Here is a 21,687-nt window from a genome sequence, read left to right as displayed (position 1 = left end):
CGGGACGCTCACCCGCCGGCCGCCTCCTCCTCCGCCTGACGGCGGCGGAAGCCGACCAGAGCGGTTTCGTCCAGCATCGCGGCATCCTTGCGCTTCTGCTTGTCGCGCTCGCGCTTCTGCCGCTCCTCCTCCGCCAGTTCGTAGCGCTTCAGCTCCTGGAAGGCTTCGGCCATCTCGTCGGTGGCGATCTCGATCTGCGCCTCCACCTGGGCCAGCGATTCGCCGAGCTTGCGGCCTCGCTCCAGCGCCGCCTGGGCGAAGTTGGAATAGGTGAAGGAGACGGAGAAATCGTCGCGCACGGTGTCCTGTTCGTGCGCGATCTCCTGCTTCACCTTCTCGATCTCGTTGCGCAGCCGGTCGGCCAGCGTGTGGAGTTCCGCCAGGACGCGACGCTTCTCGTCCAGTTGCAGCTTCTGCAGGCGGATGATCGTCTTCAGGCTCATTGCGGCCACTGCACCCCAAAGATTTCAGCCAGCATGGCGTAGCTGGTCTCCAGATCGGTGGCTTCGCGCTTGCCCTGCTTCAGGAAAGCCTCCAGCGCCGGCTGAAAGTGGATCGCCTCGTCCACCTGCGGGTCGGAGCCGCGGCGATAGGCGCCCAGCCGGATCATCTCGGCCATATTGTCGTAGGACGACAGCAGGCGCCGGGCATGGCCGACCAGCTCGTTCTCGTTCGGCGTGTTGCAGCCGGGCATGGTGCGCGACACGCTGCGCAGGATGTTGATGGCGGGATAGCGCCCGCGCTCGCCGATCTGGCGCTCCAGCACGATATGACCGTCCAGGATGCCGCGCACGGCGTCGGCGATGGGTTCGTTGTGGTCGTCGCCGTCCACCAGCACGGTGAACAGGCCGGTGATGGTGCCCGAGCCGACCAGCCCCGGCCCTGCACGCTCCAGCAGGCGCGGCAATTCGGCGAAAACGGTCGGCGGATAGCCCTTGGTCGTCGGCGGTTCGCCGGCGGACAGGCCGATCTCGCGCTGGGCCATGGCGAAGCGGGTGACGCTGTCCATCATGCACAGGACATTGCGGCCCTCGTCGCGGAAATGCTCGGCCACCGCCAGCGTCATGTAGGCGGCCTGCCGGCGCATCAGCGGCGCCTCGTCCGATGTCGCGCAGACGACGATGCTGCGGGCGAGCCCCTGCTCGCCGAGATCCTCGGTGATGAACTCCTGAAGCTCGCGGCCACGCTCGCCGATCAGCCCGATCACCGCGATTTCGGCACCGGAAAAGCGGGCCAGCATCGACATCACCGAGGATTTGCCGACGCCGGATCCGGCGAAGATGCCCATGCGCTGACCCAGGCAGCAGGTCAGGAAGGCGTTGATGGCGCGGATTCCAAGGTCCAGCTTCTGTCCCACCCGGGCGCGGGCGTGGGCGTTGGGCGGGCTGTTGCGGATCGGCGTGGCGCGCGGCCCCTTGGGCAGCGGTCCCTTGCCGTCCACCGGTTGACCCAGCGCGTTGACCACGCGGCCGAGCCAGGCGTCGGTGGGGAAGATCTGCGCCTGATCGCCCGCCACCAGCGCGCGGCAGCCCAGCCCCACCCCGTCCAGCGCGCCGAAGGGCATGGCCAGCGCCCGGCCCTGGCGGAATCCCACCACTTCGCAGGGGACCTGCCGGCGGTCGCGCGTCTCCACGATGCAGCGGCCGCCGACCGACAGTTCCTTCTCGATCCCGCCGACCTCGACCATCAGGCCGGACACGGCGGTGACGCGGCCGTAACGGCTGCAGTCTGGAATCTGGTCGATGTCGCGGATCAGCTGGTCGAAATCAAACGGCATGGGTCGGATACCGACGCCCCCAAGACGGGACGCGCTCCTATTAAGTGGTAGTTCTGTGGACGGAGGCGACGTTAACCACCATGATCGCATCTTGCGATGGAAGGATTAACGTTGTGTAAGCGCTTGGCACTGGCGTTAAGCTGAATCGTCTGTTAACTTGTGTAAACGGGATGGTTGAAATCGGTCATCAAGGACCGGGGACCATTTCGGGGGTCGGGTAGCGAAAGCGCGCCATCAAACGTCGGGATATCGCCATGAGGGTTCTGCTGGTTGAAGACGATTCCTCCGTCGCCAAAAGCATCGAGCTGATGCTGAACACGGAAGGATTCATCGTCGACTCTACCGACCTGGGTGAGGACGGGCTGGAGATCGGCAAACTCTATGACTACGACATCATCATTCTCGACCTGATGCTGCCGGACATCGACGGGTACGAGGTTCTTCGCCGCCTGCGCGCAGCGCGCGTGACCACCCCGATCCTGATCCTCTCGGGCCTGACCGAGATGGACAACAAGATCAAGGGCCTGGGCTTCGGCGCCGACGATTACCTGACCAAACCGTTCGACAAGCGCGAACTGATCGCCCGCATCCAGGCCATCGTCCGCCGGTCGAAGGGCCATTCGGACAGCATCATCCGCACCGGCCGCCTGACCGTCAACCTCGACACCCGCACGGTGGAGGTCGACCAGTCGCCGCTGCACCTGACCGGCAAGGAATACGGCATCCTGGAGTTGTTGAGCCTGCGCAAGGGCACGACGCTGACCAAGGAAATGTTCCTGAACCATCTCTATGGCGGAATGGACGAGCCGGAACTGAAGATCATCGACGTCTTCGTCTGCAAGCTGCGCAAGAAGCTGGCCGCAGCCACCCAAGGCGACAACTACATCGAAACGGTGTGGGGCCGCGGTTACGTGCTGCGCGACCCGCACGAGGAAATCTCGGAAGCGAATCCCCCGCCGCCGCGCGTTCCGCAGCAGCAGGCGGCCGGCTGACTGCCATCTGAAAACCGGAATCTGAAAAGGTGGAGCGGCATTGTCGCTCTCACAATCGAACGCCCGGACGTCTTTCGCCTTGAAAGTCGGACCGGGCGTTCCCATGTCAGACAGGTCATTCTGCTACGGACTGCGGGACGTTCAAACGCCCCCACGCTCAGCCCCCCTTTTTTCGCCGATGCGAGCATGCCTTTGCGGGCATTCGGGGGCCGCCAATCCCACATCCAGTCTGATGCGCCGCACCGGTGGTGCGGCGCCCTTCGCGTTATGGGAGACAGACATGCCCGTCGGCACCGTCAAATGGTTCAACAGCACCAAGGGCTTCGGTTTCATTCAGCCGGAAAGCGGCGGCCCGGATGTGTTCGTTCACATCTCCGCTGTCGAACGCGCCGGGCTGCGCAGCCTGGTCGATGGCCAGAAGATTTCCTACGAGGAGCAGCGCGATCCCAAGCGCGGCAAGACCTCGGCGGAAAATCTGAAGGCGGTCTGACCGCCTGACCGCCGACCTGCGGACAAAGGGGCATCGGGAAACCGGTGCCCTTTTTCCGTGTTGCACAAGTCCCTGTTGCCCAGACGCAGGGCTCTGCCCAGAGGAGAACCGCTATGGCTTTCAAACCGAACTACAACCAGCAGCGGGCCGAGCGCAACCGGGCCAAGGAACAGAAGAAGCAGGAAAAGCTTCAGCGCCGCGAAGAAGAGGTCGCCGCCCGCCGTGCCGGCACTCAGATCGACGGCGAACAGACCGGGCAGGACGATACGGACGTGCAGGATGACGCCGTTTCGACCGACACCGAGACCAAGACCGATACCAACAATGCTTGACCGTAAGGCCGATCTTACGGCCGACCGCGATTATACGGAGGACAGGCCATGGCCCGTCAGAAGAAACAACCCGTCGAAAACGCCTTTGCACTGTTCGATGTGATCTACCAGGACGGTGCGCGCACCTCGAACCGCAAGGTGCCGACGTCCGACATCGACCAGTTCGACCGCGAGAACTCCATCCGCGCCTTCATCGAGGCGCAGGACCGCAAGATCGCCGAGATGTCCGGCAACCCGCGCGGGCCTATCAAGTCGATCACGCCGTCGGCTTGAAGCTACAGTGATCGAGTGGGGGCGGCTCTCCCGCCCCCGTCGCTCTTCAAAAGGTCCTCACGCCACCTTGGCGCCGGCGGCAGAGAAGCCGCCCAGGCTGTACAGGCCGCGCTGGCCCTCCACCGGCTTGAACTTGTCGGTGATGCCCAGCACCGTTTCCGCACCGCCCAGATACAGGACGCCGTCCTGCGGCATCTGGCGGGAGATGGACTCCAACACCTTCGCCTTCGTCGGCTGGTCGAAATAGATCAGCACGTTGCGGCAGAAGACGATGTCGAACTGGCCCAGCGCCGACAGATCGCCCAGCAGGTTCCATTCACGGAACGACACCATCTGGCGCAGCTGCTGGCTGATCTGCCACTTGTCGCCGTTCTGCTTGAAGTGCTTGACCAGCATGGTGATGGGAAGGCCGCGCTGCACCTCGAACTGGGTGTAGACGCCGGACTTCGCCCGCTCCACCATTTCCGCCGAGATGTCGGTACCGACGATCTCGATGCGCCAGCCGGCCAGCTTCGCCGCCTCGTCGTTGAGGATCATCGACAGCGAATAGGCTTCCTGCCCCGACGAACAGGCGGCCGACCAGATGCGCAGACTGCGCTTGGCCGCCCGCGCCTCCATCAGCTTCGGCAGCACCAGCTGCTTGAACTGGTCGAAAGGCTTCTGGTCGCGGAAGAAGGACGACTCGTTGGTCGTCATCGCCTCCGTGATGTCGCGGAGCAGCGCCTCGTCCTTGCGGGTGCGGACGGTGGTCGCCAGCTCCTCCAGGCCCTTCATGTTCCACTTGCGCGCCACCGGCATCAGCCGGGATTCGAGCAGGTAGGCCTTGTCGCGGGTGAGGACCAGGCCGGAACGCTGCTTGAGCAGCGTGGAGAACATGTCGAAATCTTCGACTCTCATGCTGCCCTCGAAGCGAGCTTGCGGATGTGGGGACCGATTTCCTTGAGCGGCAGGATGGCGCTGCAGATGCCGGCTTGCGCCACGGCACCCGGCATGCCCCAGACCACGCTCGACGCCTCGTCCTGGGCGATCAGCATGCCGCCGCCGTTGACGACGTCGGTGCAGCCCTTCAGCCCGTCCTGCCCCATGCCGGTCAGGATGCAGGCCAGGATCTTGCGGCCGCCGAAGGCCTTAAGGATCGAGCGCATCATCGGGTCGACGGCCGGGCGGCAGAAATTCTCCGGCGGATCCTTGCTGAGCGTGATCACGTTGGCCCCGCCGCGCTGCGCCACCAGCATGTGGAAGTCGCCGGGGGCGATGTAGCAGCGGTTCTGCACGATCGGCTCGCCGTCCTTGGCCTCGCGCGCATCGATCCCGCATTGGCGGGTGATGTGCTCGGCCAGGATGGTGGTGAAGGTCGCCGGCATGTGCTGGGTGATCAGGATCGGCTGGCTGACGCCGGCCTTCAGGTGCGACAGCACTTCGAACAGCGCCTGCGGGCCGCCGGTGGAGCTGCCGATGGCGATCACGTCCGGCTTCACCGCCATGGCGCCGGCCGGGGCCGGTCGGGTGGTGATCGGCCCGACCTCGCGCTTCAGCAGCCCGACCGGAGCCGCCGGGGTCAGCGGGCGGATTTCACCGCGGGTGCGCGACCCGGCACGCTTCGCCGCGGCGCCCAGCGCCTTGACCTTGGCGACCAGCTCGCGCTTGAAGTTCTCCGCCCCGCCGATCTCGCGGGTGGAGGTCGGCTTCGGAATGTAATCGGCCGCACCCGCCGACAGGCAGCGGATGGAGATGTCGGCCCCGCGCAGCGTCAGCGTGGAGGCCATGATGATCTTCACCTGCGGCGCCACCGCAAGCAGCTTCGGGATGGCGGTCAGCCCGTCCATCACCGGCATCTCGATGTCCAGCACGATGACGTCGATCGAATTGCGCTGCAGCGAATTCACCGCCATCTGGCCGTCGCCCACCGAGGTGACGACCCGGATGTCCGGGTCTCCTTCCAGCGCACGGGTCAGCAGGCCGCGGATGACGGCCGAGTCGTCCACCACCATGACCCGGACGGGATCCGGATTGGCCGGTCGCGCGGTGGTGAGGGGGCCTCTGCCAAAACTGTCCGACATATCGGCGATTCGCCTTTCAACTCGACTGGTTCAACGCGGCTCGTCCAGCGTTCAGACAGGGAGCCTGTCCCGACCGGCCCATGAGCCGGCGGCCGTGTGCCGGACGGTCATGTCCGGTACGGGCAGGAGATCACAGCAAGCCGACTTGCACGAACTTGGTCTGGATGATGTCGCTGTCGAAGGGCTTCATGATGTATTCGTTGGCCCCGGCGGACAGCGCCTCCTGGATGTGAGCGAGGTCGTTCTCGGTGGTGCAGAAGACCACCTTGGGCAGTTCGCCCCCGCTCATCTTGCGCAGCCGGCGCAGGAACTCGATGCCGGTCATCACCGGCATGTTCCAGTCCAGCAGGATGGCATCGGGCATCTGTGCCGCGCAGGCCTCCATCGCCTGTTTGCCGTCCTCCGCCTCGGTGCAGGTGAAGTTCAGCTCTTCAAGGATCTTGCGTGCGACCTTGCGGACCACGCGGCTGTCGTCGACCACCAGGCAGGATTTCATTGCGGCAGGGCCTCAGGTCATCTGTTCGTCGGCGAAGAAACCGGCCGGAGGGAACGGCGCCCTCCCCTGGGGATGGCGCCGAAAGCCGTCAGGCCGTCTCGATGGTTGTGAAGTTGAGCAGACGAGGCACGTCCAGCACAACCATCAACTGGCCGTTCAGCCTATAAATTCCGGTGGATACCTCGCGCCAGCGCGGATCCAGCGTCGCCGGGTTCCGCTCGAAGTCCTCCTTGGTCAGGCTCAGCACCTCGCCGACCGAATCGACCATCAGGCTGTACAGTTCGCCGCGCAGGTCGACGACGATCGACATGCCGGGCTTGTCCTTCGGCCGGCCCGTCAGGCCGAGCCGCAGGCGGACGTCGATGGCGGTGACGATGCGGCCGCGCAGGTTCAGCGATCCGGCGACCTCCGGCGGGGCCAGCGGGATGCGGGTGATCCGCTGATGGCCCAGCACGTCCTGCACCTGAAGGACCGGGATGCCGAACATCTGGTCGGCGATCGTCATGGTCACATAGTCCTGGTTGCCGGAGACGACGATGTCGTCGCCCTTCGACTTCCGGACGGTGGACGGCAGCTTGGCGTTGCTCATGCGGCACCTTTCTGGTCGGTCAGCGTCTGCTGCAGCGCGAAGAGCAGCGCGTCACGGTCGAACTTGGCGACATAGTCATTGAAGCCGGCGATCCGGCCGCGGTCGAGGTCACGGGCGCTGGCATGGCTGGACAGTGCCACCATCGGCACGCCCTGCCAGCGGCTGCCGTGGCGAACCGCCTCGGCGAAGTCGAAGCCGCTCATGCCCGGCATCTCAATGTCGGAGACGATGACGTCGAAATCCTCGCCCGCCTCGCAGAGCGCCAACGCGTCGCCGGCATTCTCCACCGCCGTCACGTCGTAGCCGGCGACCGACAGCAGCGGCGTCAGCAGGTTGCGGAAGAAGGGGCTGTCGTCGACCAGCAGCACGCGCTGCAGCTTCTCCTCCTCGAACCCCTCCTGGGCGGAGGAGCCGAACCAGTCCTTGTAGGCCTGGGTCAGGAAGAAGCCGGCGTCGATCACCTCGGTCGCCTTGCCGGCGATGATGGCCGACCCCATCAGGCCGGGACGCTCCGCCGCCAGCTGGACGTTCAGCTTCTCCTCCACGATGTCGACGATCTCGTCGACGATCAGGCCCATCGAGCGGTCGCCGTCGGCGAAGACCAGGACCGGCTGGCGGCCTTCGTTGGCCAGGGAGAAGTTCGGGTCGATCGGCACCAGAGGCATCAGCTTGCCGCGGTACTGGACCACCGGCAGGCCGTTCGACATCTCGACAGTGGCGAGATCGACGTCCTCCAGGCGGGCGACCAGCGACAGCGGCACCGCCTTGGGCGCGCCCTCGCCGGCGCGGAACAGCAGAAGCGCCATCTTGTCCTCCTGGCGCTGGGTCTGGACCGCGGTGGTCTCCTTGCCCGCAGCCTCGCCCATGGCCATCTCGCCGGTGGCCGACGCGATGCCGTTGGGGTCCAGGATCATGATGACCGAGCCGTCGCCCAGGATGGTGTTGCCCGAGAACATCTCGATGTGGCGCAGGATCGGCGCCACCGGCTTCACCACGATTTCCTCGGTGTCGAACACGCGGTCGACCATGATGCCGAAGGTGTAGGTACCGACCTGGGTGACGACGATGAAGGTCTCGTCCGCCGGCTTCTTCGCGTCCTCGCTGTCATCCAGCCGCAGCAGCTGCTGCAGCGAGACCAGCGGCAGCAGGCGGTTGCGCAGGCGCAGCACCGGCGTGCCCTTCAGGCGCTCGATCGTGTGCTCGCTGTCGGCCGCGGCGCGCACCAGCTCGACCACGCTGATCTGCGGGATGGCGAAGCGCTCGCCCGCGCATTCCACGATCAGGGCCGAGACGATGGCCAGCGTCAGCGGGATCTTGATGACGAAGGTCGACCCCTTGCCCTGGGCCGACTTAATCTCGATCGTGCCGCCGATCTTCTCGATGTTGGTCTTCACCACGTCCATGCCGACGCCGCGGCCCGACACGTTGGTCACCTTGGCGGCGGTGGAGAAGCCCGGCTTCATGATGAACTGGATGATCTGCTGGTCGGTCATCGAGGCCAGCTCGATCTCCGACGCCATCCCGTTCTGGATCGCCTTCTGCTTGATCCGGTCGATGGCAAGGCCCTTACCGTCGTCCTGGATCTCGATGATGATGTGGCCGCCTTCGTGATAGGCGTTCAGCGTGATGCGGCCGGTCTCCGACTTGCCGGACTTCAGGCGCTCCGCCGGGATCTCCAAGCCATGGTCGGCGCTGTTGCGCACCATGTGGGTCAACGGGTCCTTGATCAGCTCCAGCACCTGGCGGTCCAGCTCGGTGTCGGCGCCGAGCATCTGGAGGTCGATCTTCTTGTTCAGTTCATGCGCCAGATCGCGCACCAGGCGCGGCAGCTTGGCCCAGGCGTTGCCGATGGGCTGCATGCGCGTCTTCATGACGCCTTCCTGCAGCTCCGACGTCACATGATTCAGGCGCTGCAGCGGGGCGGCGAACTCGCTCTCCTTCTGCGACCGCAGGATCTGCAGCAGCTGGTTGCGGGTCAGCACCAGCTCCGAGACCATGGTCATCAGGTTTTCGAGCAGGTCGACGTTGACACGGATGGTCTGGGCGGCGACCGCCGATTCCTTGGTCGCGGCCTCGGCGCCCGCATCGGCTCCGCCCGCATTGCCGCCGGCCGAACCGCCGGCCATCGGGGCGACCGGCGCCGGCACCTTGGCGGCGGCCGGCTCGGCATCGGGAACGACGAGGTCCTGCGACGGGGCGGGCTCCTCGGCCGGCTCGGGCGCGCGGGTGGCGACCGCGGTGCTCGCCGGAACGGCGGGAGCGGCGGCCGGCGGGTCGTTGGGGCCCGGGATCGAGTTCCACAGCGCCTCCAGCTCGTCCAGCGTCGCCGGCCGGTCGTCCGATGCCGCGACCGCGGGAGCGGTCGGCGGCGGCGGCGGAGCGGCGGCGGCGGCGGCCGGAGATGGCCCGCCCAGCTTGCCCTCGGCGCACAGGTTCAGCCGCTCGATCAGCGGCAGGTCGTCGCCGGGCGGTTCCGCCTCGGTCGCTTCCAGAACCGCCAGCAGGCTCTTGATGGTGTCCAGAGCCTGCAGGATCAGCGAAACCGCTTCCGGATTGATCGTCAGCTCGCCGTCACGGAACTTGCCCAGCACGTTCTCCGACGCGTGCGCCACCTTTTCCAGGCGGGGCAGGCCAAGGAAGCCGCAGGTTCCCTTGATGGTGTGAACGAGGCGGAAGATGTTCGACAGCAGTTCCGGATTGTTGGGATTCTGCTCCAACCGCACCAACTCGACGTCGAGCACCGAGAGGTTTTCGTTGGTCTCCGTCAGAAACTCGGACAGCAGATCATCCATGTCGCATTCCCCAGGCCCAATGTTTATGGTCCGCGCCGGCCTGCGGCTCGAACGGGCAGCATCTAAGGGCCGCCGGTTGCGCTCCAGTCCAGGTAGGGTGGGAGCCTGTCAAACACTGATTAAGAGAACCTTACCTCTTCCGATAGGGAGTCCTCCGGAAGCTTCCACCGGTAGGATAAGGGACCGATTGTCACAGGGAGGATCGATGACCGACGCCCAACTCGCCCAGTCCGTGCGCGACGCCGTGGACAAGCTCAACGCCGCTCTGGCGGAGGCCGCGCGCCACAATCTGGCCGTCACGCTGCGCACCACGTCCCACCAGACCACCGGCGGGGTGGAGCAGGTCGTGGTGGAAACGCGGATTTTCAAACAGCTTTAGGGAATCTCACCACTCCGCGGTGAAGACCAGCCGCTCGCTGCTTTCGGTGGCGGCGGCGATGCGGAAGCCGTCGCTCTCCGCCAGCCGTCCGGCGAGATAGGCGTGGATGGTGCGGGGCGTGAGCGCATCGGACGCCGCCGTGCCGGCCAGGGCCGCGGCGGCGTCCGGGTTCAGTGTGCCGGGGCGACCGGCGGCGGTCACGGTGATGCGGCCGGCCGTCTCGTCGCCGTCGGCCGCGACGGACACGAGTCCGCCATGGGTCAGCGCCTCGTCCGCCAGCAGGATGAGGTTCAGCACCAGCTTCACCACGCCGCGGCGCTGGGCCGTCATGTCGTGCGGCACCCGTTCCGGCCAGTCCAGCCGGGTGCGGCCGCCCTCGAGATAGCCGGCGGCGGCGTTGCGGGCGTCGCCGAATCCCTTCTGGTCGCGCCCGGCCACTCCGTAGGCCAGCCGGAACACCCGCAGCCGGCGGTCCGCCTGACCGGAGGAATGGTCGATCAGCTTCACCGCCTCGCCCAGGAAGCCGCCGGCCAACCCGCCCCCGGCCCCGCCGCCATCCTCGTCCTCCTGCATCTCCTCGATCAGTTCCAGGCCATTGCGGATGGCACCGACCGGGCTAACCAGATCGTGGCACAGCTTCGACGCCAGCAGTTCCAGGACGCGGATGTCGACGCTGACGGGTTGGGAAGGCGATTCGGTCACGAGACGGTCTCCGGTGGAAAAAGGAGCGGCGACGGCGCGGTGCCGGCGATTCTATACTCTCACGGCGCCGCCGCACAGGCGGTCGCATTTCCTATGTACAATAGACTGACGGATGGGACGCGACATGGACGATTCGCTGGTGCCCGGCGCCTGGGTGCGCCACCCGGACCAGCCCGATTGGGGGCTGGGGCAGGTGCAGTCGGCCATCCGCAACCGCATCACCGTGAATTTCGAGCATGCGGGCAAGGTGCTGATCGACAGCGACGTCATCTCGCTCTCGGTGGTGGATCCGGACGAGCTCTGACGGCAGTCCCGATTTCGAGATCCCGACTCCGGGAAAGCGCGGATTGCGCCGCCGGGGCCGCTTTGCTTTTATGCGCCGAATCCAAACATGCCAAATCCAAACACGGGAGACTAGAGATGAAGGCCATGATCCTCGGCTTTGCCGCCGCGGCGGTGATCGCGCTGGGCGCGGCGATGGCGTTGAACTCCATCGGCCATTCGACCGCAGAGCGTTTCTCAAGCACCACCGTCCGGCTTTAAGCGAACAAATCCATAGCCTCTTCCACGAAAAGGCGACTTCCGGCATGGCGGTTCGCGGTGTAGCATCGGTCGATCCATGACCGGACACGGCGGGCCGTCGATTGATATCGCGTCTCAAAGGGGGAATGGGCGCCTTCGGTGTGGCGCTGATCGTCGGCTTCAATGCCATGATCGGCTACGACCTCCTGCATGAGCGCAGCGAGACCGTCACACGGGCACGGGAAGAGAACGGAGCGATGGCGCTGGTGCTGGAGCGCCATGCGACCGACAGCTTTTCCGGCGTATCGAAAATCCTGGCCGGCGTGGCGGAGGTGCTGGCCGTCCGCGGCGACAGCTGGGAGCAGGGCGATGCCGACGTGCATGCCCTGCTGCGCCGTCAGGCCAGCCAGTCGCCGCTGATCCGCGCGATGCTTGTGGTCGCCGCCGACGGCAGGCTGGTCCACGACACCCAGACGCTGACCCCCGCCACCCTAGATCTGTCCGACCGCGATTACCTGATGGCCCACCGCGACGGGCTGGTCGCCGGCGGAGCGGACGCGGTCTTCGTCGGCAATCCGGCACGGGGGCGCACCTCCGGCACCTGGTTCATCGGCATGAGCCGGCGGCTGAACGCCCCGGACGGGCGCTTCGCCGGCGTGGTGGTCGCGGTGTTGGAGCCGACGGCCTTCCGCGGCCTCTACCGGACGCTGGCGCTTCCCGGCGACGCCGTGGTGACGCTCTATCATGCCGACGGGCCGGTGATGGCCCGCTTTCCCGACCATGAGACCTACATCGGCCGGTCGGCCCGCCATCTGCCGCTGTTCGCCCGGCTGCTGAAGGAGGCGCCGGTCGGCACAGAACTGCTGGACAGCCCGGCCGACGGGCCGCGGCGTATCCTCAGCTACCGCGCCTCGGCCGAAATGCCGCTGGTGGTGACGGTGTCGTCGTCGCGCGACGCGGTGCTCGCCCCCTGGCGGTCCAAAGCCGTCATGCTGGCAGCCGCCGGCCTCGCCGGCACGCTGGTGCTCGGGCTGATGATGCTGGCCCTGCTGCGCGAGGCGGGGCGGCGCGAACGGGCGATGGCCGACCTGCAGGGCAGCGAGCGGGCGCTGCGCGACAGCCAGCACAGGCTGATCCAGGACATCGCCGCCCGCCACCGGATCGAGGCGGAACTGATCGCCGCCAAGCAGGTTTCCGACGCCGCCAACCGGGCCAAGACGCAGTTCCTGGCGAACATGAGCCACGAACTGCGCACCCCGCTGAACGCGGTGATCGGCTTCGCGGAGGCGCTGGAAAGCGGCATCTTCGGCGCCATGACGCCCAAGCAGACCGAGTATGTCGGCGACATCCGCCGGTCCGGCCAGCATCTGCTGAGCCTGATCAACGACATCCTCGACACCACCAAGATCGAATCGGGCAAATACGTCCTGCACCAGGAGGAACTGGCGGTGGAGGATCTGATCGGCGAGTGCCTGCGCCAGATGGAGCCGCTGGCGCTCGAAAAGGGCGTGACCCTGACGGCGAATCTGGACGATCCCCTGCCCATCCTGTACGCCGACGCCCGCGCGGTGCGGCAGATCCTGCTGAACCTGCTGTCGAATGCCGTGAAGTTCACGCCGCCCGGCGGCCGGATCGCGGTGGAGGCGGATCGGGCGGCGCGCAGCCTGCGCCTGCGGATCAGCGACACCGGCATCGGCATCCCCACCGTCGAGTTGGAACAGGTGATGGAGCCGTTCCATCAGGTCGACAACTCCCACACCCGGCGCTATGCCGGCACCGGGCTGGGACTGCCGCTGGTCAAATCGCTGGTGGAGATGCAGGACGGGCGATTCGTGCTGTCCAGCGTGCTGGGGCGCGGAACCACCGCCACCGTTCTCTTTCCGCCGGGACGCCTGCGCAGCCGTCCCGCCGACCTCATGGCGCTGGAACGGACGCAGACGGTCGCCGTGTGAGGATGCGGGTTAAACTGCCCTTAAGCCCGCCGCTTTCCGACGATCACCAGCGCGATGCCGCCCAGCACCGCGACGGAGGAGACCGCCAGCGTCGGCGTGATCCGCTCGCCCAGCGCCAGCACCGCGGCCAGCGCGGTGATGACCGGGACGCTCAACTGCACCGAGGCGGCGCGAGCGGCGGTCAGGGCCGGCAGCGCGGCGTACCAGATCGCATAGCCCACTCCCGACGCCAGCGCTCCCGACAGGACGGCGTAGAGAAGGCCGCCCCCATCCCAGCGCAGCCCGCCGCCAAACAATGGCCCGGCCAGCGCCGACAGCAGCGCCAACGCCGCCGCCATCGGAACGGCGCGCAGGAAATTGCCGGCGGTGGTGGCGATCGGATCGCGGCTGGCCCGTCCCAGCAGCGAATAGACGCCCCAGGCCGCACCGGCCGCCACCATCAGCAGCGCCCCCAGCGGGTCGGGCGCCGACAGCCCCGGCGCCAGCAGCAGCGCCAACCCACAGAGCGCCAGAGCCAGACCGCCCCATTGCAGCGCCACCAGCCGCTCGCCACGGTAGAGTCCGACTAGGATCATGGTGGCCTGCACCGCCCCGAACAGCAGAAGCGCCCCGGTTCCCGCGGTCATGCTCAGATAGGCGAAGGAGAAGGCCGCCGCATAGGCCAGCAGGGCCGCCGCACCGCGCCAGCTGCCCGCTCCGGGCTTCGCATGCCCGGTCGCGCGGGCGATCAGCCACAGGCTGGCGGCACCGGCGGCGATCCGCACCAGGGTGAATCCGGCCGGATCGATGGCGGTCCGGGTCAGGGCCAGCCGGCACAGAATGGAGTTGGCGGCGAAGGCCAGCATGGCCAGCAGGGTCAGCAGCGCCGCCCGCCTCAGTCCCGGGGTCATCGCCGGAACCGTCGGTGAGGCAGCGGCCCGCCCCGCCCCCAGCTTATCGCTCGCCGCCATGATTGTTTCCTTTGCAAACACCTGGAGCAGCTAGCCGCAAGGCTGCCGCGCTGTCAAACCCGCAGCAGGCTTCGCCTCGTCCGACTTTGGTCGGAAACGGTTGAGCCTTCAGGAAGACGGCCCATCCAGGGCGAACTGCAGCAGATAGGTGCGTTGGAGCGAGCTGAAATTGTCGTCGGAGATCAGGTAGACCAGCGTTTCCCCCGCCGGTCCGGGACGGGTGGCGATGCCTTCGAAGTTGTCGTTCACCAGGGGCGACTCCAGCCGGGCGAGTTCCTCCCCCTCGATGACGGCGCCGGCCATCAGCTGTTGCGGCGCAACCCGAACCAGACGCGACGACCAGCCGCCCAGAAGCGACACCCGCCGTTCAAGCACCAGAACGCCGCCGTCGGGCAGCGGAGCGATGCCGGTCGGCCGGTAGCGGGGTGCTGCGCGGTAGGTGAGCGGCTGCCAGTCCGCCGCACTGCGCGGCACGGCCATATCGGCAATCCAGGCGCGGCGCTCCTGCCGGCCATCGTCCTCACCCTCCTCCAGGACCAGCAGCCGGCCGTCGGGAAGGCGGGTCAGCGCCTCCAGTCCGCCATTCTCCGGACCGTCCTCCGCCTCCGGCGGCAAGGGGATCGGCGTCGGCGTCCCTTCCGGTCCGTGGTCTCCGGCGGAATAGCGCAGGATGCGATGGTCGCGCTCCAGCGAGACCAGCCAGCTACCGTCGGTCAGACGCGTCAGATCCTCCGCATCGGTGCGGCGCTTGCGGCGGGAAACTCCCTCCTCCACCGGCAGCGGGCGGGCACGGACCTCGGCGACCCCGGCCAAGCGTCCGGCGGCGTCGGTCCACAGCCGGCCGTCCACCACCAGCCCGGTGTCGCCGACGGCGACGAAGCGCTCGCCGGCCGGGTCGATCCACAGGCCAGACAGCCCGCCGACGCGATCGCCGCCAACGATCTCGAGCCCACCCAGGAACCGCAGCGGCCCGACCGCCGCCTTCTCCGGCCGGCCGCGGTCGAGCGGCACCTGCCTGGCGGTGACAATTTCCGGTTCGCGAGCGCCGCCACCGGCCCCGACCACCGCGGCACAGCCGCCCGACAGGGCCGTCAGCAGCAGGCCCCAGGCCAACATCTTTCGCATCGTCATGCGGCCACTCTTGCCAGTGCAACCGAGGGATACAACCTATCTTTCGGCGGGCACCCGCCCGCTCCCATCCGCATGCCCATCCGGGGCCGGCGGGTTGCGGAACGACCGTCATGACGCCTCGGACTTAACGGTTAGGCGCGGCGGGTTACTCCCTCAGAACCGGTGGGGCCTGACGGACAAGCGCTTAGATTGACGAATGTTTTCGACGATGCTTACCTGTGATGACCGAGCCGAGTCCGTTCCCATGCCGATGCTTCCGCGGTCCCAGGCCGCCTACTCTCCTCCGGACCAGCCGGGCGACGGTGTCGCGTCGGGGGCGTCCCCGGCCGACCGGCTGACGGCGCGCATCCAGGAGCTGGAAGCCGAGCTTCGGGAACTCCAGCATCGCGCCAAGAACAGCCTGCAGTTGGTGATCAGCCTGCTGAAGCTGCAGGCCGGCCGCATCCGCGACCCCGACGCCCGCGCCGCCTACGAACAAACCATGGTGCGCATCGAAGCGCTGGCGATCCTCTATCGCCAGTTGCACGAGAGCGGCGCCGGCACCCATGTCGACCTCGGCCGCTACGTCACCGCCCTGTGCGAGGCGGTGCGCGAAGGCACGCCGGGCGCCCTGTCCCGTGTACCGGTGACGGTCGACTCCGACCCGATCCAGATCGGCCTGTACGAGGCGATGCCGCTCGGCCTGATCATCGCGGAGCTGGTGACCAGCTGCCTGCACCACGCCTTCCCCGACGACGGCTGGATCCGCATCACCGTGCGCCAGCAGGGCGACAGCGGCCGCGCCCGCCTGACGGTGGAGGACAACGGCCGCGCCCTGCCCGCCGGCTTCGACACCACCGCCGAGGACGGGCTGATGCTGGCCGAGGCTCTGGCCGGCCAGCTGGGCGACACGCTGTCCACCGACAGCGACGCCGCCGGCACGACTGCCAGCGTCAGCTTCCCGGTGTGATCTTCCTGCCTGCCCGCTTTCAGTGGCGGTGCCCATCACCATCATGATGCTCATGCGGGTGCTCCGGTTCGGGGGCCGGCGCCAGCGTTCCGGCGAACCAACCGCGGATGGCCCGGACCGGATCGGTTTCCGTCGTCGTCACCGGTTCGATGCCGCGGCGTTTCATGTGCGCGACGAATCCGGCGCCGGACGATCCGGTGATGATCACCCGCACAGCGTCGATCGGATGGGGCCGGCCGTCGCCGCAGAGGTGCAGGACCTCCTCCTCCGCCAGTTCGATCCGGCCGGTCTCGACCGGGTCGCCCCCGGCCTCCGCCTCATAGACCAGGAAGCGGCGGGTGCGGCCGCCATGGGTGGCGATGGTCTCGAAGTCCTTGGTGCCGACAGCGATTTTCATGGCGTGCGGTTCCCTCGCGATGGTGCCCGGCGACTGCTCAGTCCTGCCACGCTCCGGCTTGCCCTGCACTGAGGAAGGTCAATCGGCGGCTGCGCCCGGCCCGATACCCGACCGCCAAGCTTGACTTTCAGCACCGATTTTGTACTATATGCCTGCCTGCTCCGCCGGAGAGGCCTGGGCTCGCCATTTCGGGGGCCCTGCATCCGTCATATCGCTTTGCACGAGGATGTGACATGAGCACCGCCATCGCCCTCCGTTCGCCTGATTCCGGCGAATCGCTGTCCCGCTACATCAACGACACGCACCGTTACCCGGTCCTGCCAGCCGAGGACGAGTACATGCTGGCCAAGGCCTGGACCGAGCATGGCGACGTCGATGCGGCGCACAAGCTGGTCACCAGCCATCTCCGTCTCGTCGTCAAGATCGCCGGCGGCTATCGCGGCTACGGCCTGCCGCTGTCCGACCTGATCGCCGAGGGCAATCTCGGCCTGATGACCGCCGTCAAGAAATTCGAGCCGGAACGCGGCTTCCGCCTGTCCACCTACGCGATGTGGTGGATCAAGGCCTCGATCCAGGATTACATCCTGCGGTCCTGGAGCCTCGTGAAGATCGGCACCACCGCCGCGCAGAAGAAGCTGTTCTTCAGCCTGGGCCGCCTGAAGCGGAAGCTGGGCGAATACGGCAACGGCGACCTGCAGCCCGAAAGCGTCACCCGCATCGCCACCGACCTGTCGGTGCCGGAGGATGACGTCGTCGCCATGAACCGCCGCCTGTCGGCGCCCATGGCCTCGCTCAACGCCCCGATGAGCGCCGACGGCGATTCGGCCGAATGGCAGGATCTGCTGACCGACGAGCGTCCGTCGGTGGAGGACTCGCTGGTCGAACGCGGCGAGGCCCGCCAGCGCAGCGCCCTGCTGCACGAGGCGATGGGCGTGCTGAACGACCGCGAGCGCGACATCCTGACCTGCCGCCGCCTGTCGGACAGCCCGCTGACCTTGGAAGACCTGTCGGTCCGCTACGGCGTCAGCCGCGAGCGCATCCGCCAGATCGAGGAACGCGCCTTCGAGAAGGTCGCCCGCCAGACCCGCGTCCTGGCCGCCGCCGCGGCCTGAGGGCGGCGCGAGACGGCCCTGTGAATGGCAGCCGTGCGAACAGCTGTTGCGCGCGGTGCTCCTCGCTCGCCATGATCGGCCCTCCAGCCCGACCGGCCCGATCACGCCCCGAGGAGACCGCGATGCCCAGCTATCCCGCCGCTTACCAAGCCAGCAAAGGGTCTGCGCTCGACGTCGACCGCGCCTTCTACGGGCGCATCGGCTCGCAGACGGAAGGGCGAGAACTGGTGGACCAGTTCGTGGTGCCGATCCGCTCCGGCCGTGCCTGGACGGTGCCGGCGGGCCATGTCTTCCGCATCGTCACCGTCGAGGGGCCGCAGGTCGCCGACCTGAACATCTGGAACCGCCACAACCCTCGCGAACGCTTCTGGGCCTCGCGCACGCGGCAACTCCAGCAGGCGCATGTCAGTACCTTCGACCGGCTGTGGTCGACCCTGCCCTATCTGCGACCGCTGGCGACGATCACCCACGACACGCTGGCCGATTACGGCATCGACGAGTATGGCGGCCGGGTCCACGACCTGCTGGGCACGCGCTGCGACCCTTATGTCAACCGCATGCTGACGGGCGAGGATTTCCACCACCATTGCCATTCCAACCTGACCCGCGCCGTCGCACCCTTCGGCCTGACCGAGTTCGACGTGCATGACGTGCTGAACGTCTTCCAGGTCACCGGGCTGAATGCCGAGGACAAGTATTTCATGAAGGCCTGCCCGGCCAAGAAGGGCGACTTCCTGGAATTCTTCGCCGAGATCGACCTGCTCTGCGCCCTGTCCACCTGCCCCGGCGGCGACCTCAGCGTGCCGCTGTGGGGGCCGGACGCCCGCGACCCGCTGGAGGTCTGCCGCCCGCTGGGCGTCGAGGTCTACCGGCTCGACCCGGCCCTGCTGGCGGGCTGGTCGTCGCCGGAAGTCGCGGCCTATCGCGGCAACCACGGCATGACTCTGCCGACTCCGTCCTGGGAGCGGACGGACCCGGCTTAAGGGAAGTGCCCGATACCGCCGAATCTGCTCACCGCCTTCGGGCCTTTCGGCGGCGAGGCGGTCAACCCGTCCCGGGAGGGGGTGCGGCAACCCGACGGCGGAGGACCGGCACGAGGTGGCCGGTGCATCGGAGCAGGAGGACTCTACTCCACCTCGGTCAGCAGCCAGTCCTTGAAGCGGCGGACGCGGCGCGCCCGCTCCGCCCCCGGCGCATGGGCGATCAGGTAGCAGCCGCGCGGGCGCAGGGTCTCGGGCATCGGCTGGACCAGCCGGCCCGACGCCACATCGTCGCCCACCAGGAAGACCGGCAGCAACGCCACCCCCATGCCGGCCGACGCCGCTTCGATGATCATGAAGAAATGCTCGAAGGCCAGCGAGAGCGCTGCCTCCGGCAGGGTCAGCCCGAAGGCAGAGAGATAGACGCGCCAGGAATCGGGCCGGGTGGTGTGCTGCAGCAGCCGGTGATGCGCCAGATCGGCCGGTCGGCGCAGCGGCGGTCCCTGCTCCAGCAACGAGGGCGCGCAGAAGACGCCCATCGTCTCCGGCATCAGCGTCGCCATCTCCGCCCCCGGCCAGTCCTCCACGCCATAGCGGATGGCGACGTCGATCCGCTCCTTGGCGAAATCGACGCGATGCTCGCCGATGCCGACCTCGACCTGGATGTCGGGATTTTCCGCCTGAAAGCGCTTCAGCCGCGGGATCAGCCAGCGCTGGGTCAGGGTGGGCAGTGCGCTGACCCGCAGCACCCCGCCCTCCTGCGCGCGGGCTGCCCTGGCCGCCGCCGCGATGCGGTCGAGCGCTGCCGACGCCTCGCCATAGAAGGCGGCGCCGGTCGGCGTCAGTTCAATGCCGCGGCCGACGCGGCGGATCAGCTCCACGCCCAGATCGGCCTGAAGGGTTTGCATCATGCGGCTGACGGCGCCCTGGGTCACCGCCAGTTCGTCGGCCGCCTTGGTGAAGCTGAGATGGCGGGCGACCGCGACGAAGCTGCGGACGGCGTTGAGCGACGGCAGGACGCGGTCTGGCATGGGGCGAATCGACTCATGAGTTGAACTCATAAATCTCCGCCCGAGAACTCGTTTGTCAAGTCCGGAGGGATCGGGTCTGCTGGGCGCACCAACAGCCAACTGCCAACCGGTCCCGAAAGGTCACTCCCCCTCATGACGACGCTGACGCCCTTCCACATCGCTTTCCCGGTCGACGATCTGGCCGCCGCCCGCCATTTCTACGGCACCGTGCTCGGTTGCCCGGAAGGGCGCAGCAGCGACGAGTGGATCGACTTCGACCTGTTCGGACACCAGATCGTCGCCCATCTGAAGCCGCGCGATCCCAACGCCGCCCCGGCCCACCGCAATCCGGTGGACGGCCACGACGTGCCGGTGCCGCATTTCGGCGTCGTGCTGCAGCCCGCCGATTGGGACGCGCTGGCCGAAAAGCTGAAAGCGGCCGGGGTGAAGTTCGTGATCGAGCCCTACACCCGCTTCAAGGGGCAGGTGGGCGAACAATCCACCATGTTCTTCCTCGACCCCGCCGGCAATGCGCTGGAGTTCAAGGCCTTCGCCGACATGTCGCAGCTGTTCGCGAAGTAAAAGGCAAAGCAAACGGGAAGAACCCTCCCCCGGGATGGCGGGGGAGGGTCAGGTGAGCGCAATGGACAGGCGGGTTACTGGTTCGCCGCGGCAGCGACCGCGCCGGCCCCGGCCAGTTCGCCGCCGATGCCGTTGTTCAGCGCCCAGATGGCGGCCTGGGTGCGGTTCGATGCGTTGATCTTGCGCAGCAGGCTCTTCAGGTGAACCTTCACGGTGGCTTCCGTGATGTTCAGGTGGTTGGCGATCATCTTGTTGCTGTCGCCGTTCAGCAGGCAGCGCAGGATCTGCACCTCGCGCTGCGACAGGCCCTTGCGCGACACCGGCATCTCGGTGCCGTTGCCGTTGACGCGGCCGGAGATCAGCAGAGCCGCCAGATGGGTCGGGAACACCTTCTCGCCCATCATCACCAGCTTCAGCGACTGGGCGAGAGCGTCGGACGACAGATCCTTCATCAGATAGCCGTCGGCACCGGCCTCCAGCGCATTGGCGAGGCGGCGGGTGCAGAGGTCGCTGGTCAGGATGACCATGCGGGTGTCCGGCAGCAGGGCGCGCAGGCGGCGCATCCCTTCCGCTTCCTCGTCGCCGCCATTCTGCAGGTCGAGGAGAAGGAGCTGCGGCTTCAGGCCGTTTTCGACCGAACCCAGCGCCTCGCGCAGATTGCCCGCCTCCGCCTGGATCTGGAAGGGCGAATCATCAAGGAGGCGCTTCAGCCCCTCGCGAAACAGCTTGTTCGAGTCGATGAGAAAAGCGCGCACTGTGTCCATTGTCCGCTCCCGCAATTTTGAACCGAGCATCATCAGGTGATGGCCGCTGCACGAAGGAAGATCCCGACGCATTGGCGACTGGCCGATTACCCCCAGACAGCTTCGGCAGGCCGTTATTTAGGGGGAGGTTACCCCCGTGTCGCGTCCTACGGTACCACTCTCCGGAGTTAAAAGAAGAACGCATTGGACATATGCGCAAAGCCTCCCCAAGATTTCTGGATCCAAAGATATCACAGCAGCGAACATTGCAGCTCTCAAAGGCATTAACTGTTTTGTTAACCACCACTTATTTGCGTATGACTGCGACTCACAAGCGAGCTATGCCGCATTTTTCTCACACGAAGTTGAAGCCACGGCTTCTGCGGTGGTGATGCGAACAGATAACCCGAATGGAGACCCCCACCATTCGATATAGGGAACAAATCGGCCATGGTCGTACGGCTTGACCGGGACCGG

The 21,687-nt window shown here is 67.0% G+C and carries 25 protein-coding genes; 12 read left to right on the top strand and 13 right to left on the bottom strand.

Features of this window, described 5'->3' with window-relative positions; translation table 11 throughout:
• Positions 1–8: 8 nt before the first annotated feature.
• Both FZ983_RS07705 and fliI read right to left on the bottom strand, forming a co-directional pair.
• Positions 9–443, bottom strand: a complete 435-nt coding sequence (locus FZ983_RS07705) for a flagellar export protein FliJ (RefSeq protein ID WP_149222959.1) — start codon at positions 441–443, stop codon at positions 9–11.
• Positions 440–1,777 carry a flagellar protein export ATPase FliI gene (gene fliI / locus FZ983_RS07700; RefSeq protein WP_149222958.1) on the bottom strand — a complete coding sequence of 446 codons (1,338 nt, stop codon included), beginning with the start codon at positions 1,775–1,777 and terminating at the stop codon, positions 440–442. Before fliI ends, FZ983_RS07705 begins: the two co-directional genes overlap by 4 nt.
• A 254-nt stretch (positions 1,778–2,031) precedes the next feature.
• Here fliI and FZ983_RS07695 point away from each other — a divergent pair, with 254 nt between their 5' ends.
• The 4 genes from FZ983_RS07695 (at position 2,032) to FZ983_RS07680 (ending at position 3,864) form a co-directional block, all read left to right on the top strand.
• Positions 2,032–2,769 carry a response regulator transcription factor CtrA gene (locus tag FZ983_RS07695; protein WP_149222957.1) on the top strand — a complete coding sequence of 246 codons (738 nt, stop codon included), beginning with the start codon at positions 2,032–2,034 and terminating at the stop codon, positions 2,767–2,769.
• A 280-nt stretch (positions 2,770–3,049) separates the two neighbouring features.
• A complete protein-coding gene (locus tag FZ983_RS07690) occupies positions 3,050–3,259 on the top strand; it encodes a cold-shock protein (protein ID WP_012977930.1) in 210 nt (69 codons plus the stop codon).
• A gap of 113 nt (positions 3,260–3,372) precedes the next feature.
• Positions 3,373–3,591, top strand: coding sequence for a hypothetical protein (locus FZ983_RS07685; protein ID WP_149222956.1), 219 nt, complete (start codon positions 3,373–3,375; stop codon positions 3,589–3,591).
• A 48-nt stretch (positions 3,592–3,639) separates the two neighbouring features.
• Complete coding sequence (locus tag FZ983_RS07680; protein WP_014189667.1) at positions 3,640–3,864, top strand: hypothetical protein; 225 nt, start codon at positions 3,640–3,642, stop codon at positions 3,862–3,864.
• A 57-nt stretch (positions 3,865–3,921) separates the two neighbouring features.
• Here the strand turns inward: FZ983_RS07680 and FZ983_RS07675 are convergent, their stop codons facing one another.
• From FZ983_RS07675 to FZ983_RS07655, 5 genes are all read right to left on the bottom strand, one after another.
• Positions 3,922–4,761: a protein-glutamate O-methyltransferase gene (locus FZ983_RS07675; protein WP_149222955.1), complete on the bottom strand. Its 840-nt coding sequence runs from the start codon at positions 4,759–4,761 to the stop codon at positions 3,922–3,924.
• Positions 4,758–5,924, bottom strand: coding sequence for a chemotaxis response regulator protein-glutamate methylesterase (locus FZ983_RS07670; RefSeq protein WP_149222954.1), 1,167 nt, complete (start codon positions 5,922–5,924; stop codon positions 4,758–4,760). Before FZ983_RS07670 ends, FZ983_RS07675 begins: the two co-directional genes overlap by 4 nt.
• A gap of 130 nt (positions 5,925–6,054) precedes the next feature.
• Complete coding sequence (locus FZ983_RS07665; RefSeq protein WP_149222953.1) at positions 6,055–6,420, bottom strand: response regulator; 366 nt, start codon at positions 6,418–6,420, stop codon at positions 6,055–6,057.
• An 88-nt stretch (positions 6,421–6,508) separates the two neighbouring features.
• Positions 6,509–7,009 carry a chemotaxis protein CheW gene (locus FZ983_RS07660; protein WP_111070250.1) on the bottom strand — a complete coding sequence of 167 codons (501 nt, stop codon included), beginning with the start codon at positions 7,007–7,009 and terminating at the stop codon, positions 6,509–6,511.
• Positions 7,006–9,801 carry a chemotaxis protein CheW gene (locus FZ983_RS07655; protein WP_149222952.1) on the bottom strand — a complete coding sequence of 932 codons (2,796 nt, stop codon included), beginning with the start codon at positions 9,799–9,801 and terminating at the stop codon, positions 7,006–7,008. Before FZ983_RS07655 ends, FZ983_RS07660 begins: the two co-directional genes overlap by 4 nt.
• Before the next feature lie 205 nt (positions 9,802–10,006).
• Here FZ983_RS07655 and FZ983_RS33995 point away from each other — a divergent pair, with 205 nt between their 5' ends.
• Entirely contained in the window at positions 10,007–10,180 is a 174-nt protein-coding gene (locus tag FZ983_RS33995; protein WP_188092260.1) for a hypothetical protein, read from the top strand.
• 6 nt (positions 10,181–10,186) lie between these two features.
• Here the strand turns inward: FZ983_RS33995 and FZ983_RS07650 are convergent, their stop codons facing one another.
• On the bottom strand, positions 10,187–10,882 hold the full coding sequence (locus FZ983_RS07650) for a histidine phosphotransferase family protein (RefSeq protein WP_149222951.1): 696 nt from the start codon (positions 10,880–10,882) through the stop codon (positions 10,187–10,189).
• A gap of 124 nt (positions 10,883–11,006) precedes the next feature.
• Here FZ983_RS07650 and FZ983_RS07645 point away from each other — a divergent pair, with 124 nt between their 5' ends.
• The 3 genes from FZ983_RS07645 to FZ983_RS07640 all read left to right on the top strand — a co-directional run bounded on the left by FZ983_RS07645 (position 11,007) and on the right by FZ983_RS07640 (position 13,356).
• Positions 11,007–11,186: a DUF3553 domain-containing protein gene (locus FZ983_RS07645; protein WP_149222950.1), complete on the top strand. Its 180-nt coding sequence runs from the start codon at positions 11,007–11,009 to the stop codon at positions 11,184–11,186.
• 116 nt (positions 11,187–11,302) lie between these two features.
• On the top strand, positions 11,303–11,425 hold the full coding sequence (locus FZ983_RS35020; RefSeq protein WP_282186993.1) for a hypothetical protein: 123 nt from the start codon (positions 11,303–11,305) through the stop codon (positions 11,423–11,425).
• A 125-nt stretch (positions 11,426–11,550) separates the two neighbouring features.
• Positions 11,551–13,356 carry an ATP-binding protein gene (locus FZ983_RS07640; RefSeq protein WP_149222949.1) on the top strand — a complete coding sequence of 602 codons (1,806 nt, stop codon included), beginning with the start codon at positions 11,551–11,553 and terminating at the stop codon, positions 13,354–13,356.
• A gap of 20 nt (positions 13,357–13,376) precedes the next feature.
• Here FZ983_RS07640 and FZ983_RS07635 read toward each other — a convergent pair whose 3' ends face one another.
• Both FZ983_RS07635 and FZ983_RS07630 read right to left on the bottom strand, forming a co-directional pair.
• Positions 13,377–14,306 (bottom strand): DMT family transporter, encoded by a 930-nt coding sequence (locus FZ983_RS07635; RefSeq protein WP_211102875.1) that lies wholly within the window; start codon positions 14,304–14,306, stop codon positions 13,377–13,379.
• A gap of 108 nt (positions 14,307–14,414) precedes the next feature.
• The gene (locus FZ983_RS07630; RefSeq protein ID WP_149222948.1) at positions 14,415–15,437 is read right to left on the bottom strand and encodes an esterase-like activity of phytase family protein; all 1,023 of its coding nucleotides are present in this window, start codon (positions 15,435–15,437) and stop codon (positions 14,415–14,417) included.
• A gap of 244 nt (positions 15,438–15,681) precedes the next feature.
• On the opposite strand from FZ983_RS07630, the gene FZ983_RS07625 reads away from it, so the two are divergent.
• Positions 15,682–16,386, top strand: coding sequence for a histidine kinase dimerization/phosphoacceptor domain -containing protein (locus tag FZ983_RS07625; RefSeq protein ID WP_149222947.1), 705 nt, complete (start codon positions 15,682–15,684; stop codon positions 16,384–16,386).
• A 19-nt stretch (positions 16,387–16,405) separates the two neighbouring features.
• Here FZ983_RS07625 and FZ983_RS07620 read toward each other — a convergent pair whose 3' ends face one another.
• Entirely contained in the window at positions 16,406–16,783 is a 378-nt protein-coding gene (locus FZ983_RS07620) for a NifB/NifX family molybdenum-iron cluster-binding protein (protein WP_149222946.1), read from the bottom strand.
• Positions 16,784–17,016: 233 nt separating this feature from the next.
• Between FZ983_RS07620 and rpoH the strand changes: the two genes are divergently transcribed.
• Together rpoH and FZ983_RS07610 are read left to right on the top strand one after the other, a co-directional pair.
• Positions 17,017–17,895 carry an RNA polymerase sigma factor RpoH gene (gene rpoH, locus FZ983_RS07615; protein WP_149222945.1) on the top strand — a complete coding sequence of 293 codons (879 nt, stop codon included), beginning with the start codon at positions 17,017–17,019 and terminating at the stop codon, positions 17,893–17,895.
• A gap of 122 nt (positions 17,896–18,017) precedes the next feature.
• Positions 18,018–18,878: a DUF1989 domain-containing protein gene (locus FZ983_RS07610; protein ID WP_149222944.1), complete on the top strand. Its 861-nt coding sequence runs from the start codon at positions 18,018–18,020 to the stop codon at positions 18,876–18,878.
• A 143-nt stretch (positions 18,879–19,021) separates the two neighbouring features.
• Here the strand turns inward: FZ983_RS07610 and FZ983_RS07600 are convergent, their stop codons facing one another.
• Entirely contained in the window at positions 19,022–19,906 is an 885-nt protein-coding gene (locus FZ983_RS07600; RefSeq protein WP_149222943.1) for a LysR substrate-binding domain-containing protein, read from the bottom strand.
• A 132-nt stretch (positions 19,907–20,038) separates the two neighbouring features.
• On the opposite strand from FZ983_RS07600, the gene FZ983_RS07595 reads away from it, so the two are divergent.
• Positions 20,039–20,467 carry a VOC family protein gene (locus tag FZ983_RS07595; RefSeq protein WP_111070237.1) on the top strand — a complete coding sequence of 143 codons (429 nt, stop codon included), beginning with the start codon at positions 20,039–20,041 and terminating at the stop codon, positions 20,465–20,467.
• Positions 20,468–20,541: 74 nt separating this feature from the next.
• On the opposite strand, the gene FZ983_RS07590 is transcribed toward FZ983_RS07595, so the two are convergent.
• Positions 20,542–21,231, bottom strand: a complete 690-nt coding sequence (locus FZ983_RS07590) for a response regulator transcription factor (protein WP_149222942.1) — start codon at positions 21,229–21,231, stop codon at positions 20,542–20,544.
• Between the last annotated feature and the right edge of the window lie 456 nt (positions 21,232–21,687).

This window comes from Azospirillum sp. B21 (genome assembly GCF_008364825.1).
Lineage (GTDB): Bacteria > Pseudomonadota > Alphaproteobacteria > Azospirillales > Azospirillaceae > Azospirillum.
This window is presented reverse-complemented; position numbering and strand designations above follow the sequence as displayed.